Source organism: Rhizobium freirei PRF 81 (assembly GCF_000359745.1).
GTDB classification, from domain to species: domain Bacteria; phylum Pseudomonadota; class Alphaproteobacteria; order Rhizobiales; family Rhizobiaceae; genus Rhizobium; species Rhizobium freirei.
In genome coordinates this window covers 33,473-49,133 of record NZ_AQHN01000032.1, presented here as the reverse complement: position 1 = coordinate 49,133, position 15,661 = coordinate 33,473, and the positions used below count along the sequence as shown (strand labels likewise).

Sequence of the window (15,661 nt, the reverse complement as noted above, 5' to 3'; positions counted from 1 at the left end):
ACTCCATGCGCCAACAGCTTCAGCTGCCCAGGAACCCCCAAATCCACCAGCAATTTGTTGCAATTCGGTTTTCGAGAAAGATGGCGGTTTTCATTTGAAATGTGGATGATTGCAAAGGATTTGACCAGATGCGGTCTCTAAGGACTGGGGCCGTTCTCTGCTTAGATTATGAAATTCAGCAATTCGCAGACGACGAGACCCGCCGCGCCGCGCAGGCCGGCGACATCTTCACGATCGCCGAGGGCAAGGGCGATCTCGTTATCTCCGGGATTGAACATCAGTTGCCTGACGCTCTTTCGAATAAGATCTAACATCAATTTTCCGCCATGCACGATGTCGCCATGCAAAGTGATGCAGCTGGGTGCCATCAGCTGTTGAAGGTTCACTAACCCGACAGAAATATTGGACGCGTAGTCTTCAAGCAGTTCTTTTGCCCCTTTAGCGCCAGTTTCGGCGAGCCACACCAAGCGGCTCGCATCCAACAAGCCAGCCTGCGGCAGGCCCCTGGCCCTTGCTTCGCCTCTCAGCCATGGCAGTGTCGCGATCGTTTCCCAACATCCGCGTCGTCCGCATCTGCACATTTGGCCATTGAGTTGCACGATGGTATGGCCGATCTGGCAGTGTTTACCCCCGGCGGCCCTATAAGGATGTCCATCGACATAGAGGGCCGCGCCCAACGACTGACCGATGTAAACGACCGCAAAATTTCTCTGTCCACGTCCTTGCCCGAACCAACGGTCGCCAACCAGCAAGGCTCTGGCATCTTGGTCGACGCAAGCCGGAACCCCGAAACGCTTTGCTAACTCCGCTTTTATCGGAAAGCCATGAAGGTACGGCGCGAAATCCATAGCCGCGATCGAGCCCGTTTGCGGGTTGAGCTCTCCTGCAACTGCCATGCCGATGCCTAGAACCTCTTGGTCGGCAGATGCGACTGACTTCTCAATGCAGGCACTGACGATCTGAAATGCATCGGCAGCATCTGTCAGATCTTTCGCCAAATCCACCTCGTGTTGAGCATAGAGCTCGCCCTCCAGAGAGACCAAGCATGTGTGGACACGGTCGTGCATCAGCCGAACTGCGCAGATCGGCTTGGCCCCTTTCGAGAACCACAGCTTTGTAGCGGGTTTTCCGCCGGACCGATCGGGGGGTACCAGGTCGCCTTCTTCAAGAATACTCTGATTGATCAGTGGTTGGACTATGCCGCCGATGGTTGCGCGGCTGGCACCGGTGACGCGCGCAAGCTCGACCCTGCTGGACGGACCCATATCGTAAAGGGCCTGCAGCAAGCGTCCTCGATTTGCAATCCCTAGCGTCCGCGCGGCGATTAGGGGATGAGCTGGCCTAAATCCTTTACTGTCGCTCTGGTCCCCCTCGGCCGGCCTGATGAGGCGCTTGCCAGATCCTTCGTGAGTGTTCGCGTTGCTCGCACACGCAATTGATGGTTTTTCCGTTCTTTTTATCATGGACTCCGTCTGATCCGACTTTCTCTTGTTGTGGAAACTCGATCGTCTTTACGCCACTCCCGCCTGAGTGCCTGCAGTCGTTGCCGAACGCTCCCGAACCCCCGAACCGATATAGCAATCATCACACACCTGCTTTTCTCCACCGCCGTTTGAATGTTCATTTCGAAAACGAAGAATTATCCTTCGAGTATATATTTATATTCGGGATTAAAATTTCCAAAAACCGGAGCACTACAACAGAAAGTCCCACAAACGCAAAATATACTTTTAAATATATTTCAGAACTACTGTTGATCTGACCTCCTAAAACATTAGAACTCTTCAGCAAATCGACAGACATCGACGTAACCAATCGCCGGAGGAATAAATGAACGAATTTGCCAGCAATAATCTGGACCTCTGTGAGTCCGGAGGGCACCAGCGAGAAAGGGATCTCGCTCTCCTTGGTGGGGAGCCCACCGTTCCTTCCGGGCGGATCACGCCTTGGCCAGCCACACAGACGGAGCATTTGGATGCACTCCGCGAAGTTGTAGACAGTGGAAAGTATCATCGGGTCAATCACCCTATCGTGGCCGATTTGGAGCAGGATCTCGCTACTTGGACGGGGAAGTGGAAGGTGCGCGCCGTCGGCAGTGGTACGGCGGCAATCCATATCGAGCTTGATTATTTTAAAGGTCGAGGCGAGCAGGTGGTGACTGCGGCGCTAAATTGGCCGGGCGCGGTGGGGCCAATTGCGATTAGTGGCCTTCAGCCCGATTTCGTTGATGTCGACATGAACCTCGCCGGGATCGATCAAGACGCGGCAGCCGACCGATTCGGACCCGGTGTCGGAGCGGTTCTCATTACCCATCTCTTCGGGAATAACATTCGTGTTCCTGATGCAAGATCTGCCGCGCGCGCCGAAGGGATTGCCGTGATTGATGACGTCTGCCAATCGATCGGCGCCATAAAAGCGATCGCAAATGGGGCATACATTGATACAGACGCCCTCGCTTTGTCTGGCAACGGCGCCAAGCATCTTGGAGCCGGCGAGCTCGGATTCGTGATTACGGAGGACAAAGATCTAATTGAACATGTGGACTGCGTTTCACTGACGAGTTCATCTCGAAACGGAGATCGGACTTTTTCGCCGTCTTCAGCAGGATATAACTACCGTCCGAACGTCTTCTCCTCCTCCATAGCAAAAATGCGATTGAGCAACCTCGAGACACAACTTCAGATTCGAAGGAATAATGGGAAAATTCTATGGGAAATGATCCGAGATCTCTCCGGTATATTTCCCCTCTTCGACCCATCTGACTGCAATCAGTCCATGCTCAGCTTCCCACTTCGCATCGAGCCGGAAGCTCTCGGTTTTGGTCCGGGTCCGACGGCAAGGGATACCATCGTCAAACTGCTGCAGGCGGAGGGCGTGCCCGTTTTGATCTGGCTCAGGAAGCCAGTGTTCGAATATCTGCCGAATATTGCCAAGGATTGGAAAGCCGCCGATTTTCCAAACACGGTAAAACTTTTAGATACCATGTTTTGCGTATCGGAAATCGCGCCACCCAACGAAGCCGGGGTAATGGAACTTTACGCAGAAGCATTTCATCGGGTCTGGACGGCTCTTTCCAAGTTTGGCCCAAAGATTTCCGATATCATGACAACCGTCTGAACAAGCTGAATCCAAGCAAAGTCACCTTCGCGCTTGCTCTCTTGCAACGCCGTTTTCCAGCGACAACGGAGTGATCCCATGACCTCGTACAAAACGCCAAAACTTCTGATTTTCGATTGTGATGGAGTCCTAATCGACAGCGAAATCATTGCGACAGCGGTTCATATCGAAGTGTTGGCAGCGCACGGATATAATATAGCTGCGGAGACTTACAATCGTCGCTTCACAGGCATGACTGATCGGCAAACCTATTCAACCATCGAAGCTGAGTCTGGCTTGCGCTTGCCGGCGGGGCATCATGAATATGCTATGGCAGAAATTGGTAGACGGTATGCCAGCGATCTCAAAGCCATCTCAGGCGTCAACGAAGTTCTGGATGCCATTGATGTGGCGCGTTGCGTGGCATCGAGCAGCAATCTGAAGGAACTGCATTTCGCGCTCAAGCTAACAGACCTCTACGATTATTTTTCGCCGAATGTATTCAGTGCTTCCCAAGTCTCACGTGGCAAGCCCGCCCCGGATCTTTTTCTATTTGCGTCTGAGAGAATGAACACGTCGGCGGATAATTGCTTGGTCATCGAAGATAGCGTTGCCGGGGTCCAGGCGGCTGTGGCGGCTAAAATGCGGGTAATTGGTTTCGTCGGTGGTTCTCATTGTCCTCTTGGACATGCTGAAAAATTGCTGGAAGCCGGCGCCATGAGAACATTCAGCCAGATGGCGGCTTTGCCAGAAATTCTATCAAGTTGATGGTTGGGCGATGGTGTGCCAGGCAGGCTGGAGCCGTAGCGAGCGAACCAAACGCGCAAATGCGTTTGCGTTGGAGGGTTACCCAGGTGAGGACCCCTTTTGTCCGCGGCTACTGATCAGCGTCAGATTATCCCGCTGCAATGCTCTTTAGGAAGAGCTTCAATCTAAAGCAACCCGACACTCGGCAAATAGGAAGAGACGATGGCTGAAAAGCAAATACACATTCAAGCTCCAATAGTGATTGAGTATCTGGAGAATTGTCGCGATCTGGTTCCGGTTTGTGCAAGCTGGTCCTTTGGGCAATGGGGTTGTCAGGCCAATGGCTCATTCGAGCAGACACAGCGTGAGTTCCAAGCCTCCTCAAGAAGTTCTATGCCGCTAACTTTGGTTGCTAGCGAAGACAGCAGACCCACAGGGATGATCAGCCTTTCCAATTGTGATTTTAAAGGAAGGCCTGATCTTTCGCCCTGGCTAAAGTCGCTGTACGTCCATCCATTTCATCGCAATAAGGGTACAGCTTCATTGCTGGTTAAGAGGCTGGAACACGAAGCTTTGCGCCTCGGCTACGAAAGGCTTTATCTTACCACGGAGAGCGCAAAGCTCCTCTATACAAAGAATGGCTGGTCGGAAATGGACCACGTACAGACACCTTATGGTGATGCGACTTTAATGACAAAGATGTTGCTGGTCGCAAGTACGGCCTAGGTCAGACGGGCCAAGGGGCGCCTGTGTTGGTCTGCGTGTACTCAAACCTCCTCCGGGACTCCAACTGATCTGACCGTGTGAACATATCGTAGACTGCCATGAATCGTGTTTCGGACCATCAGATCATGGAAGGCGTGACCTCAGCCAGACTGTCATCTATAGTGGACTTCAAAAATCACGTCCCCACGAATCCTTAAGCAGCCCAAAGCGTTGTGGCGTTTGAATTTCCCGGCGTCACGCGGTCTTCAATTGCATCGACAGAGGAAACTGAAAAATGTGGCTTTGCGAGAATGCTCTCCAATGTCGCGGAATAGCCGTTCCAACTTCCGCTGGTGAACAGGTCCCCGCAAAGGCTGACGCGGCCTATAATGCGGTACTTCAATTGCTTTACCGCTATGCTCGCGTGCCGGTGCAACATCTTAGTGATCAGGAGCTTGCCTGCGAACTGGACCTTGGGCGGACACCGATACGCGAAGCACTCATCCGACTTGCCGCAGAGGGCAAGATCGTTTCGATCCCTCAGAAAGGCTATTTCACCAGGCCGCTCGTGGAGGGAGCATTGTTGGACTTGTATGGTATCGCACGTCAAACCCTCACCTACGCGCTCTGGCGTATGCGGCCGCATGTGCCGGATACTGACGGCGAGCGTGACAACCCGCCCCGCGACCAGCTCGCGATACATGCCGAAGCCGTCTTTGCCCAAATTGCCCAGCTGTCGGCAAACTGCGAAATCTGCCGAATTGTCGACAAATTCTGTTTTTGCTCACATCCCGTCCGGATGGAAATAATTATCTCGGAGCTTGGCCCTTCCTACGAACAAAGCCTTGCAAGGCTGATCGACGCGATGCGGTTATTGAGCAAGGCAACGGGCGCGGTGGAATCAGCATTGATGAGTCACCTTGATCTCGAACAGAACGCGCTCCCACGCGTCGTACAAGAGGTAAACAGGCGGCGGTCGACAAGTTTTCCTCGGCTGGTGAGAAGTTTGTAAATATGCAGTTGTGATTGCCGAAATCGAGCTCCGCGGCTGGACACATGACGGCAACCTTCGTCATGCCTCCTACAAGGGTTTGCGCGAAAACCAGGATAATGCCGCTGTCTTCGACATCGCCGAGCGGCCTGCGAGGGCGCTCGACCCTTTCGAGGAGCGCCCTATCGAACCTGGACGATCGCGCGCGGCGGGCCGAGCAAATCACCTGCTGACATTACTCACCCCAAATTCGTCCGCCGATGCCCCCATTTGGAGCGATCTCGTCGATACGCTTGAGGTCCGCGTCCGTCAGTACCAGTTCCGCGGCGGAAATGTTCTCCGACACACGTTGCTGATTGCGAGCACCTGGGATCGGCACGATGTAGTCCTTTCGCGTGAGCAGCCAAGCCAACGCAAGCTGGGAGAGGCTGACGCCTTTCGCCGCGGCGAGCGAGGTGAGCTCTTTTGCAATCTCGACGTTCTTGGCGAAATTCGCCGGCGCCCACCACCCGAGGTTCTGCCGGAAATCGTCGGCGGCGTATTGATCGCGAGATGCTACGTGGCCAGTCAGGAAACCACGCGCCAACGGGGAATAGGCAACCAGTCCGATGCCTAATTCTTCAAGGACCGGCAGCAGCGGCTCCACGTCCCTGGCGAGGATGGAATACTGGTATTGCTGAATCGAGATAGGGGCAACGGCACTGGCGCGACGGATGGTGTCCTCATCCGAGTTGGAGAGGACCGAGGCATTTCACCTTACCCGCGTGGACAAACTCCTGCATCACGCCGACCACGTCTTCGATCGGGACGTTGGGGTCGGGAATGTGCTGGTAAAGCAGATCGATGGTGTCGATGTTCAGATTCTTGAGTCTGGAGTCCACAACGTCACGGATGGTCTCCGGCCGGGAGTCAGGGGAGTAGCTTTCCGTCAAGCCGAATTTCGTTGCGATCGTCACCTGATCACGAATTGGCCGCAGCGCAATGCCGAGCAGCTTCTCACCTTCACCCCAGCCGTACATGCGTGCGGTGTCGAAGTGGGTGACGCCGAGCTCATGGGCGCGGCGGATGGCCGTGATCGATTCCTGATCGTCGCTGGGGCCGTAACCGATGGCGGTGCCCGTGGCACCGTAACCAATGGCGCCGACCGTAAGGCCGTGTCGGCCAAGCTTGCGTTGCTGCATCGTGAATGTCCTTTCTTATCCGATGCGCCCATTTTGAGTTTGACACTTCGATTGACGATGTCCGATCCTACCGTTTCATTGCCTGATCCTGCTGATCGCTTGACGTTTGCAGGCTAACGAGGGCAGAGGGCCCCATGACCGATCTTGCCCAGCTCAAAGCCATTGTCTTGCGCCATGCAGGCAAGCCCCAACCGAAGATGCCGCGGGTCAGCGTCAGCACCTTCGATCGACCGTCGGAGCCGGGCTGGCGGTCTACAACCCGGTTGTCTGCTTCGTGCTGCAAGGATCCAAGCAGGTCTTCATCGGCGACCAGGTGCTTGAGTATGGCGCCGGCCACTGCATGGTCGTGGCGGCCGAACTCGCCGCCATGGGACAGATCAGCGAAGCGTCACCCGAGGAGCCCTATGTCGCTCTCAACCTCTACATCGATCCGGAGGTAATATCCGCACTGCTCCTGGAGATGGGCAGCATGCCGGAACCCCCAATGAATAAAGGATTCGGCTTCAGCCCCGCAGGGCCGGCATTGATCGACGCCTGGCGGCGCCTCGTTGAACTTCTCGACCGCCAGGATGAAATCCCGATCATGGCGCGTCACAGGGAGCACGAACTCATGTTTCGCTTGCTCATGGGACCTCAAGGGGCGTTGCTCCGGCAGATTGCCGGCAACGGTAGCCGCCTGTCCCATGTCCGGCGGGCAATGGCATGGATTCGCGAGCATTACACGGAGCATCTCAGCATCGCAGCCATGGCCACTGTGGCCGGCATGAGCGTGTCGGTGTTCCATCGCCGCTTCAAGGCGATTAGCGGCTTGAGCCCGCTCCAGTACCAGAAGCAAATCCGCCTGCACGAGGCGCGTCGGCGCCTGATCGCGGAGCGCTCAGAAGCAGCAAGCGTCGCCTACGCTGTCGGCTACGAGAGCGTTTCGCAGTTCAGTCGCGAATACAAACGGCTGTTCGGCGCACCACCCCGGCAGGACGCCGGAAAACTGCAGAACATCGTTGAATCGGTAGCCTAGTCTTCTTAGAGCTCATGCACGAACCAGCGCGCGACAGGCTTCAATTTCGCCCAGATGATCCAGCACCCAGGTCGCCAGTTGCATGATCGGTGCGGCAAGAGACCTGCCGAGATCTGTCACGCCATACTCGACCTGAGGCGGCACGGTCGCATAGACCTTGCGGGTCACCATCCCGTCCGCTTCCAGAGACTTCAGGTTGCGGGTGAGCATTTGTTGGGAAATCTCGCCTATCACGCGTTTCAACTCATTGAAGCGCCGCGGCCGGTCGGCAAGCATCGTGATCTTCAGGATGGTCCATTTGTCGCGGATGCGGCCGAGAATCGCGTTGACCCTGCGACAGTTGGGGTTTGGTATAAGGCTGATTTGGCGGGACAGGCATATGCATGTGACTACGCCTCGAAAATATGCGTTGTTGCGGCATCGGCAGTCAGTAACGACCGTTCCTGCCAGATCATCGACGTGGGATTTGAAGTGGTGGAACGAGAGAGCACACGACAGTCTGATTGGGTCTCGCGCAAACCCTAAGCTGGTTCCGGCGATGAGTCGTGATCGGCGGCGCGTCGGAACTCAAACAACGTCGTTCTTTGCCTCACAGGACTTGACGGGGTGTGGCCCATAATGGAGATGTCGCTTCGTGGCTTTGCCGCTCAATTCTCCCTTCTTCGCGTAGGAGAAAGTCACTTTGAACAGAAAGTCACCGGTCTATCTGAACGCGCTGCGTGCCTTTGAAGCCAGTGCACGTCACGGCAGCTTCTCCGGGGCTGCCGAGGAACTCAAAGTCACCTCAGCTGCGGTAGGACAGATGGTGCGGGGGTTGGAGGATTGGCTGGGAATGCCGCTCTTTCATCGTACCACCACCGGAAAGGCGAGGCTTACCCCGACCGAACGGGCCGAACATGCCCTTCCCGATATCAGGGCAGGGCTCGATCAGCTAGTCATTGGGCTGGAGCGTCTTCGCGCGTCCGCAACGAGCGGAATCCTCAACGTAACCGTCAGTCCTGCTTTCGCCGCCAAATGGCTATTGCCCCGCATCGACCGCTTCCAGGCCAGATGTCCGGAGACCGACATTCGGCTCGAGACGAGCCTGAAGCTGGTCGATTACAAGGCACATGGAATAGACATTGGCGTGCGCTACGGAGATGGAAGCTGGCCGGACCTGATCGCCGAAAAGCTGATGGACGAGGAAGTCTTTCCTGTCTGTTCGCCCAGGTTTTCAGAAATTGGAAGTCTAAACGTCCCAGCCGATCTGACGCGCCAGACGCTCATACACGATCTCTCCGTGGACCCGGCACTCGGTTTTGTCACCTGGGACCGCTGGCTGCGCGCCGGCGGCGTATCAGATTCCCAGCCGCAAAGGGGCATGAGTATCAATAATTCCGCTGCCGTCCTGCAGGCTGCGATCGAGGGTCGGGGCGTAGCGCTGGCCCGCAGCATCCTCGCCCATGACGATCTGACTGCGGGAAGGCTCAAGCGGCTCTTCCCCGATGTGACCGTGCCATCGACGCTTGCCTACTACATCGTCTACCGGTCGCAGTATGCGTCGCTGCCGAAACTGCAGGCCTTTCGCAACTGGCTGCTTGAAGAAGCCGGCACGGCACGGCCCTAACTCGGCCGCAGCGCAGCGCGCCAAGATTTTCTTTGCCGCGCCCAAGAAACTCTCATTTGTCAAGCCGGCCATGCGGGCGCATCAAACGGCGCATATGCATTTTTGGCGAGGAACATCCCTCGCCGCGTGCGGCCAAGCGAAACCCGAAAGTATGACCGTGGCTTATCTCCAAATCACCCTTCAGATCGCCGCCGCGAACCGTCGCGCTGCCATCGGCATCTATCAGAAATACAAGGAAACGTTCCTCACAGACATCGGAGCGACCTCCAAGGAGCTTCTGATCCGCGACGATGACGTGCAGGTTCTCCATGGGTTCAACAGCGTTGAGGACGCAGGGCCTATCTCGAAAGCGAACTCTTCAACGACGACGACGTCACCGATTGAAGCCGCTGCTGGCGGCAGCGCCGGACATTCGGATTTACGCCATCGCCTGAACTGCAGCGAGCATAACATCCAGATAACCCGCTAATGGCTTCAACGACAACAATATCGACTAAGGCCATTGTCATCGTCGGCGGCGGCCTTGCCGGACTTACGGCAGCCTATCACCTTCATCGCAACGGGCTCGACTTTACCCTGGTCGAGGCACGGGAACGGCTGGGCGGCCGCATTCTCACGGCTGACCCGCAAACCGATGTCTCGCACGACGGTTTCGATCTCCGCCCTTCCTGGCTGGCCCGACATGCATCCGTCGGTTCAGGAATTTGCACGCGAGTTGGGGGGTCGATCAGACCTGGCAGAGCTGGATCAGTTTGGCAGGCAGCGAACAGCACTCAACGATCCCGGTTATCTGGCTGGGGCCATCGAAGCCGGTGAGCGTGTGGCCACGCCCCTGATCACCAGGCGAGACGGAGATCGTTCATCCCCTATCTTGAAATGCGAGGAAAGGAGCAGGTCATGAAAACAACCTATCGGGCGATGCAGATATCCACGTCCGGCGGCCTTGAGCTTGTGGACCGACCGACGCCGGGCGACGAAGAAGTGCTGATTGCGGTTGAAGCCTGCGGCATCTGCGGCGCGGATTTAAGCGACATCGACAAGGCGGACCGGAGACTACAGCCGCCGCGCGTTCCCGGCCACGAAGTGGTCGGCCGGATCATCGCGCTTGGATCAAACACGCCCTCGGCTTGGAAGCTCGGCCAGCGCGTCGGCGTTGGCCGGCTCGGCGGGCATTGCAACGAATGCAATGAATGCCGTGGCCGTTTCAATCTATGCCGCAACCAGCCCGTTCTCGGTTCTTCCTGCGATGGCGGTTACGCGGAAATGATGATTGCGCGCGCGACCGGACTCGTTTCCATTCCGGACAAGCTTTCATCGGAAGAGGCAGCACCGATCCTTTGCGCCGGCATCGCCACATTCAATGCCTTGAAGAAATCGGGCGCTGAGGCAGGCGATACGGTTGCTATTCTCGGAATAGGCGGGCTCGGGCACATGGCGCTGCAATATGCCCGCAAGATGGGCTTCCGCGTGGTCGCGGTGGGTCGGGGCGACAATATTGCCGAAGATGCTGTGAAGCTCGGCGCCCATCGTTACATTGACACGAACAAGGAAAATGCCGCCGAGGCTTTGAATAAGATGGGCGGCGCCAAAGCGATCCTGACCACGATCGGCAATCCGGACGCCGTCTTGGTTTTGATGCCTGCACTTACACCGGAAGGCCGCCTGGTCGTGCTCGGCGTCGGCAAGGATCCCCTGCCGGTATCGACTGGATATCTGGTGGGCGCTGAGCGAGGCGTGATCGGCTCAATTACGGGGTCGCCGTTCGAGAACGAGAAGACATTGGACTTCAGCGTCCTGGCCGGCGTGCGGCCGATGATCGAAACCATGCCGCTGGAGCAGGCCGCCGAAGCGGTCCGAAGAATGCGTTCCGGTGAGGCGAAATTCCGGATCGTTCTGACGATGGGAGACCAGACCAATGCGGATCAATGAAGACCTGACAAAGCCGGTCATCGCCCATGCGGCCAAGCTCGACTGGGTGCCGAGCCCCGCCGCCGGCGTCGACCGACGGATGCTCTACCGCGTCGGCGGTGAAGTCGCGCGTGCGACCTCGATCGTGCGCTACGCGCCGGCAAGCGCCTTTCCCCGCCATGTCCATAGCGGCGGCGAAGAAATTCTTGTGCTTCAGGGGACGTTCCAAGATGAGCATGGCGACTATCCGGCCGGAAGCTATTTCCGCAACCCGCCCGGCACCTCGCACGTACCGGCGCCGGAGGAGGGCTGCATGATTTTCGTGCGCCTTTGGCAGTTTCGTCAGGGCGACAGCATGCAGATTGTCCGGCAGCCAGGCGAAGGCCAAGCGGCCCCATTGCGCGCCGGCGCCCGTGCGGCGCGTGTTCTCTTCGAGGATATCGCGGAACGCGTTTCGATCGAGACCTGGCAGTCCGGCTCAGCCATTGCCATCGAAAATCGCCGTGGCCTCGAATTTCTGGTGCTGTCCGGCAGCCTGATATTGCAGGGCGAGACGCTGGAGCCGCAATGCTGGGGACGGTTGCCGGCAGGCAGATCATTTGAGGTGGCGACAGGCCCAGAGGGCGCCGAAATCTGGATCAAGGACGCCCCTCTTCAGCACGCCGATGTGCTGCCGATGCCCTCCTCGGCCAAATGGGGATCGCCGAGGCGACGTTCCGCGACAAGGACGATGTCGCGAAACAGGAAAAAATTGCGTCAAGAAACGTCTGGGTTCTGACGGCGGCACAGTCGCTCGGGGGCGCCAATTCTCCCATCGTCATTTCGCTCGGCGGGCTCGTCGGCCAGCATCTGGCATCTGATCCGGCCGCAGCAACTTTGCCGGTCAGCATGCTCAACCTGGGGCTTGCTCTGGGAACGCTGCCGGCTGCGGCCGTTATGCGCCGGTTCGGACGGCGCGCCGGATATATAATAGGTGCAGCGCTCGGTACGATCGCGGGGATCGTTGCCACGATGGGCATCGTCCAATCAAGCTTCATTGTCTTCTGCATGGGCACGCTGATCGCCGGTTTTTACTCGGCCTATGTCCAGAGCTACCGCTTTGCGGCGACCGACGGCCTGACTGGCGCCGGGCGTGACCGCGCAATATCGCGCGTGATGGTCGGCGGGCTGATTGCTGCCATCATCGGGCCGCAACTCGTCATATGGACGCGTAACGCTCTGCCGGGACATGCCTTTGCCGGCAGTTTCCTCAGCCAGGCGATGCTCGCCCTGCTCGCGGTGCCGATCCTTTTGCCACTGCGCCGCCCGGCGGGTTCCGCCGCCGTGCATGCCACCGCCATCAGCGCCCGCCCGCTTGCACAGATACTGACCTCGCCAGGCTATCTGCTGGCCGTTGCGACCGGCGTCGTCTCCTACGGCCTGATGACCTTCGTCATGACGGCGGCACCTATGGCCATGGTCGGACACGGCCATTCCGTCGATTCCGCAGCGCTTGGTATTCAGTGGCACGTTCTCGCCATGTTCGGGCCAAGCTTCATTACCGGCCGCCTCATGGCACGCTTCGGCAAGGAGCGCGTGGCGGCGGTGGGACTTCTCCTGATCGGCGGGTCGGCGCTTATTGCGCTCAGCGGTGTCGATATCGCGCACTTCTGGGGATCGCTTATCCTCTTGGGGCTGGGCTGGAATTGCGGCTTCATTGGCGCCACGGCGATGGTTGCCGAGTGTCATTCGCCATCCGAACGCGGCAAGGCGCAGGGCGCTAATGCATTTATGGTGTTCGGGACAGTTGCCTGCGCCTCCTTTTTCGCCGGTTCGCTGCTGCACAGCTCAGGCTGGAGCACGGTCAACTGGCTTGTGCTGCCGGCCGTAGCTTTTATGCTCGTTCCGTTGGTATCGCGCGCCGCCAGCTTACCCCGCAACAGATGAGGAAGGACTCTAGTGTCGGTTTCCGCGCGTCGCTCGATCAGATTGTACTCGCGCTTCATGTCTTGAGGCCGCAGCGCGTTTCTACGAGCGCTTGGCTTCCGGCGTGGCGCGCGCAACCGTCACCCAGGACGCCTTGGCATGGCAATCGGTTTTGTCTCGGACGGCTAATGCGGCAGGACACGCAACTTGCGCGGCGAACGAAACTGCCTCACCACGCATCCCGCAATCACGCGAGGGGTGTGCGGCCCATCTCTCGGGCAAGCGTCAGGAAGCCATCGATATAGGAGATGGTCTCCTCGCCGCGCCTGACGCCCAGATTGATGCTCTTCCGGATGCCGGCTTCTCCGAGGCTGAGCGCCCGTATCGGCATTCCTGCCCCATCCTCGTGCAGCAACCAGTCCGGAAGGACGGTGACCCCCCTGCCCGCGCAGACGAGTTGCAACATCAGGTCTACGGTTTCGGCCGTGCGGTGCTGACGGGGCCGATAATGGGCGGGAACGAGAAACTTGGTGTAAATGTCCAATCGCTCTAGGGTGACGGGAACAGTGATTAGCTCTTCGTCCATCAGATCGTGCGGTTGCACGCATGTCCTGCCGGCAAGAGGATGGGACTCGTGCACCATAAGGACCAGCTCGTAATCGAACACGGGCGTGAACAGCAGCTCCGGCGCCTCTACCGGGTCCGGCGTTATCAAGAGGTCGATTTCATAACCGAGCAGCGCCTCGACCCCGTCGAAGCGAAAGGCGGTGCGCACGTCGAAATCCACGTCGAGCCACTGAGCCAGATAGGGTGTCGCCATTCTCGAGAGCCAGCGCTGGCAGGGATGGCATTCCATGCCAACTCGGAGCATTCCTCTTCGCCCCAATGAGAAGTCTATGAGGACCCGTTCCGCGTGCTCCAGTTGCGGCAGAACCCGCTCGGCCACGGTGAGCAGGTATTCGCCCGTTTGCGTTAGGCGCAAACCCCGACCGGTTTTCATCCAGATCTTGATGCCATGCCGATCCTCGAACTTCGCGATCGTGTGGCTGAGCGCCGACTGTGTGACGTTCATCTTCTCGGCCGCCGCGGTGACGCTGCCGTGACGGTTGACTTCCCTCAGGATCGCAAGATGCTGCCGATCTATCATTATGACCTCCGCTCATCACCACATGAATTCATACCATTTCCATTCATAATGAACTGCGATTAACCTTTTCGTCAACCATGATCCTGCCGAGGCAGCCGCGACGGACGAAAGGAAATGTATTGACGAAGCTTGCAACTGCGCCGCATCCGCGTGGGGATCACGCCATGCCGTCATCTATTTTTGACGAGGTCATCGATCGCAAGAACAGCAACTCGATGAAATGGGCTTTCGCCGAGCGCCTGCTGTCCGCAGACGAAGCGGCCGCCGATCCTCTTCCCATGTGGGTTGCCGATACCGATTTCAAAGCCCCGCGACCGGTCATCGATGCGCTTGCCGAGGCTGTCCAGCACGGCGTCTTCGGCTATCCCGGCGGCATGACCAAAAATTACCTTGAGGCCGTGACCGGATGGCAGGCAAAGCGCTTCGGTTTTGACGTGGCGCCGGAATGGGTTGTTGCCTCGGCCGGCATCATTACCATCCTGAAGGTCGCCGCACAGGCGTTTTCCGCGCCTGGCGACTCCATTCTCATCCAGCCGCCCGTCTATGCCCATTTCCACAACGACATGCTGATGAATGGCCGTCATCTGGCCTTCGCCCCGCTCGTTCGCACCGAGGACGGCTACCGGTTCGATGCCGCCATTTTCGAGGCGGCCATACGGCCCAACACGAAGATCTTCATCCTCAGCAATCCGCACAATCCGACCGGAAATGTCTGGTCGGAAGAAGAACTGCGGACCATGGGAGAGATCTGCGCCCGGCACGACATTCTGGTGATTTCCGACGAAATTCACCAGGACCTGATCCTCAACCCGGCGAAGAAACACATCGCCTTCGCATCGCTGGGCGAAAAATTCGCGCAAATGAGCATCACGTGCACCGCGCCGAGCAAGACCTTCAATCTGCCGGGTCTGCAATGCGCAAATATCTTCGTGCCGAATCCGCGGCTGCGTGGTGAACTGCTGCGCCAATACGACCGCAACATGTTCCCGCTGGTCAACGTACTGGGCATGGTCGCTTGCGAAGCGGCCTATGCCCATGGCGAACCCTGGCTGGAGGAGATGCTCGCCTATGTGCGCGGCAATCACCTCTATTTCGCGGATCGGATCAATAATGCGACCGACAAGGTCCGCGTGCTTCCGGCAGACTCGCTCTATCTCGCCTGGATGGATTGCCGTGGGCTCGGCATGGATGCCGCAACACTCGAAAAATTCATGCTGACCAAGGCGCGCGTCTGGCTCGACAAGGGCCAGAAGTTTGGGATTGAGGGCCGCGGCTATATGCGCGTCAATCTCGGCTGTCCTCGCTCGACTGTCGATGATGCGATCACCCGCATCAACGCCGCCATCTCTAAACTGTGAGG

Annotated in this window: 17 protein-coding genes and 1 pseudogene; 13 read left to right on the top strand and 5 right to left on the bottom strand. The window is 57.8% G+C overall.

Annotated elements, in window-relative coordinates; translation table 11 throughout:
* Positions 1-161 precede the first annotated feature (161 nt).
* Positions 162-1,286, bottom strand: coding sequence for an ROK family protein (locus RHSP_RS08230; RefSeq protein ID WP_240535390.1), 1,125 nt, complete (start codon positions 1,284-1,286; stop codon positions 162-164).
* 544 nt (positions 1,287-1,830) lie between these two features.
* Here RHSP_RS08230 and RHSP_RS08225 point away from each other — a divergent pair.
* The 5 genes and pseudogenes from RHSP_RS08225 to RHSP_RS35505 form a co-directional block, all read left to right on the top strand.
* On the top strand, positions 1,831-3,117 hold the full coding sequence (locus RHSP_RS08225; protein ID WP_004112816.1) for a DegT/DnrJ/EryC1/StrS family aminotransferase: 1,287 nt from the start codon (positions 1,831-1,833) through the stop codon (positions 3,115-3,117).
* 78 nt (positions 3,118-3,195) lie between these two features.
* A complete protein-coding gene (locus tag RHSP_RS08220; protein ID WP_004112813.1) occupies positions 3,196-3,864 on the top strand; it encodes an HAD-IA family hydrolase in 669 nt (222 codons plus the stop codon).
* 201 nt (positions 3,865-4,065) lie between these two features.
* Entirely contained in the window at positions 4,066-4,569 is a 504-nt protein-coding gene (locus RHSP_RS33450) for a GNAT family N-acetyltransferase (protein ID WP_004112810.1), read from the top strand.
* Positions 4,570-4,843: 274 nt separating this feature from the next.
* On the top strand, positions 4,844-5,560 hold the full coding sequence (locus RHSP_RS08210; protein WP_004112807.1) for a GntR family transcriptional regulator: 717 nt from the start codon (positions 4,844-4,846) through the stop codon (positions 5,558-5,560).
* A 10-nt stretch (positions 5,561-5,570) separates the two neighbouring features.
* Positions 5,571-5,678: pseudogene (locus RHSP_RS35505) on the top strand (non-homologous end-joining DNA ligase); the annotation flags it as partial.
* A gap of 96 nt (positions 5,679-5,774) precedes the next feature.
* On the opposite strand, the gene RHSP_RS35835 reads toward RHSP_RS35505, so the two are convergent.
* Both RHSP_RS35835 and RHSP_RS35830 read right to left on the bottom strand, forming a co-directional pair.
* Positions 5,775-6,221: an aldo/keto reductase gene (locus tag RHSP_RS35835; protein ID WP_276307812.1), complete on the bottom strand. Its 447-nt coding sequence runs from the start codon at positions 6,219-6,221 to the stop codon at positions 5,775-5,777.
* 40 nt (positions 6,222-6,261) lie between these two features.
* Positions 6,262-6,720: an aldo/keto reductase gene (locus RHSP_RS35830; RefSeq protein ID WP_004112801.1), complete on the bottom strand. Its 459-nt coding sequence runs from the start codon at positions 6,718-6,720 to the stop codon at positions 6,262-6,264.
* 274 nt (positions 6,721-6,994) lie between these two features.
* On the opposite strand from RHSP_RS35830, the gene RHSP_RS08200 reads away from it, so the two are divergent.
* A complete protein-coding gene (locus RHSP_RS08200) occupies positions 6,995-7,735 on the top strand; it encodes an AraC family transcriptional regulator (RefSeq protein WP_240535389.1) in 741 nt (246 codons plus the stop codon).
* A gap of 12 nt (positions 7,736-7,747) precedes the next feature.
* Here RHSP_RS08200 and RHSP_RS08195 read toward each other — a convergent pair whose 3' ends face one another.
* On the bottom strand, positions 7,748-8,011 hold the full coding sequence (locus tag RHSP_RS08195; RefSeq protein ID WP_004112797.1) for a winged helix-turn-helix transcriptional regulator: 264 nt from the start codon (positions 8,009-8,011) through the stop codon (positions 7,748-7,750).
* 406 nt (positions 8,012-8,417) lie between these two features.
* On the opposite strand from RHSP_RS08195, the gene gcvA reads away from it, so the two are divergent.
* From gcvA to RHSP_RS08165, 6 genes are all read left to right on the top strand, one after another.
* Positions 8,418-9,341, top strand: coding sequence for a transcriptional regulator GcvA (gcvA, locus tag RHSP_RS08190; protein ID WP_004112795.1), 924 nt, complete (start codon positions 8,418-8,420; stop codon positions 9,339-9,341).
* On the top strand, positions 9,313-9,810 hold the full coding sequence (locus tag RHSP_RS35500; RefSeq protein ID WP_240535388.1) for a hypothetical protein: 498 nt from the start codon (positions 9,313-9,315) through the stop codon (positions 9,808-9,810). Before gcvA ends, RHSP_RS35500 begins: the two co-directional genes overlap by 29 nt.
* Positions 9,810-10,157 (top strand): FAD-dependent oxidoreductase, encoded by a 348-nt coding sequence (locus tag RHSP_RS33440; protein ID WP_081598424.1) that lies wholly within the window; start codon positions 9,810-9,812, stop codon positions 10,155-10,157. The genes RHSP_RS35500 and RHSP_RS33440 overlap by 1 nt, the downstream gene beginning before the upstream one ends.
* 81 nt (positions 10,158-10,238) lie before the next feature.
* Positions 10,239-11,270, top strand: a complete 1,032-nt coding sequence (locus tag RHSP_RS08175; RefSeq protein ID WP_004112791.1) for an alcohol dehydrogenase — start codon at positions 10,239-10,241, stop codon at positions 11,268-11,270.
* Positions 11,257-12,027 (top strand): cupin domain-containing protein, encoded by a 771-nt coding sequence (locus RHSP_RS08170; RefSeq protein ID WP_004112789.1) that lies wholly within the window; start codon positions 11,257-11,259, stop codon positions 12,025-12,027. The genes RHSP_RS08175 and RHSP_RS08170 overlap by 14 nt, the downstream gene beginning before the upstream one ends.
* Positions 11,943-13,175: an MFS transporter gene (locus RHSP_RS08165; protein WP_015341989.1), complete on the top strand. Its 1,233-nt coding sequence runs from the start codon at positions 11,943-11,945 to the stop codon at positions 13,173-13,175. Before RHSP_RS08170 ends, RHSP_RS08165 begins: the two co-directional genes overlap by 85 nt.
* 226 nt (positions 13,176-13,401) lie before the next feature.
* On the opposite strand, the gene RHSP_RS08160 is transcribed toward RHSP_RS08165, so the two are convergent.
* A complete protein-coding gene (locus RHSP_RS08160; RefSeq protein WP_004112786.1) occupies positions 13,402-14,301 on the bottom strand; it encodes a LysR family transcriptional regulator in 900 nt (299 codons plus the stop codon).
* A gap of 119 nt (positions 14,302-14,420) precedes the next feature.
* Here RHSP_RS08160 and RHSP_RS08155 point away from each other — a divergent pair, with 119 nt between their 5' ends.
* Positions 14,421-15,659: a MalY/PatB family protein gene (locus RHSP_RS08155; RefSeq protein WP_240535387.1), complete on the top strand. Its 1,239-nt coding sequence runs from the start codon at positions 14,421-14,423 to the stop codon at positions 15,657-15,659.
* Positions 15,660-15,661: the final 2 nt, after the last annotated feature.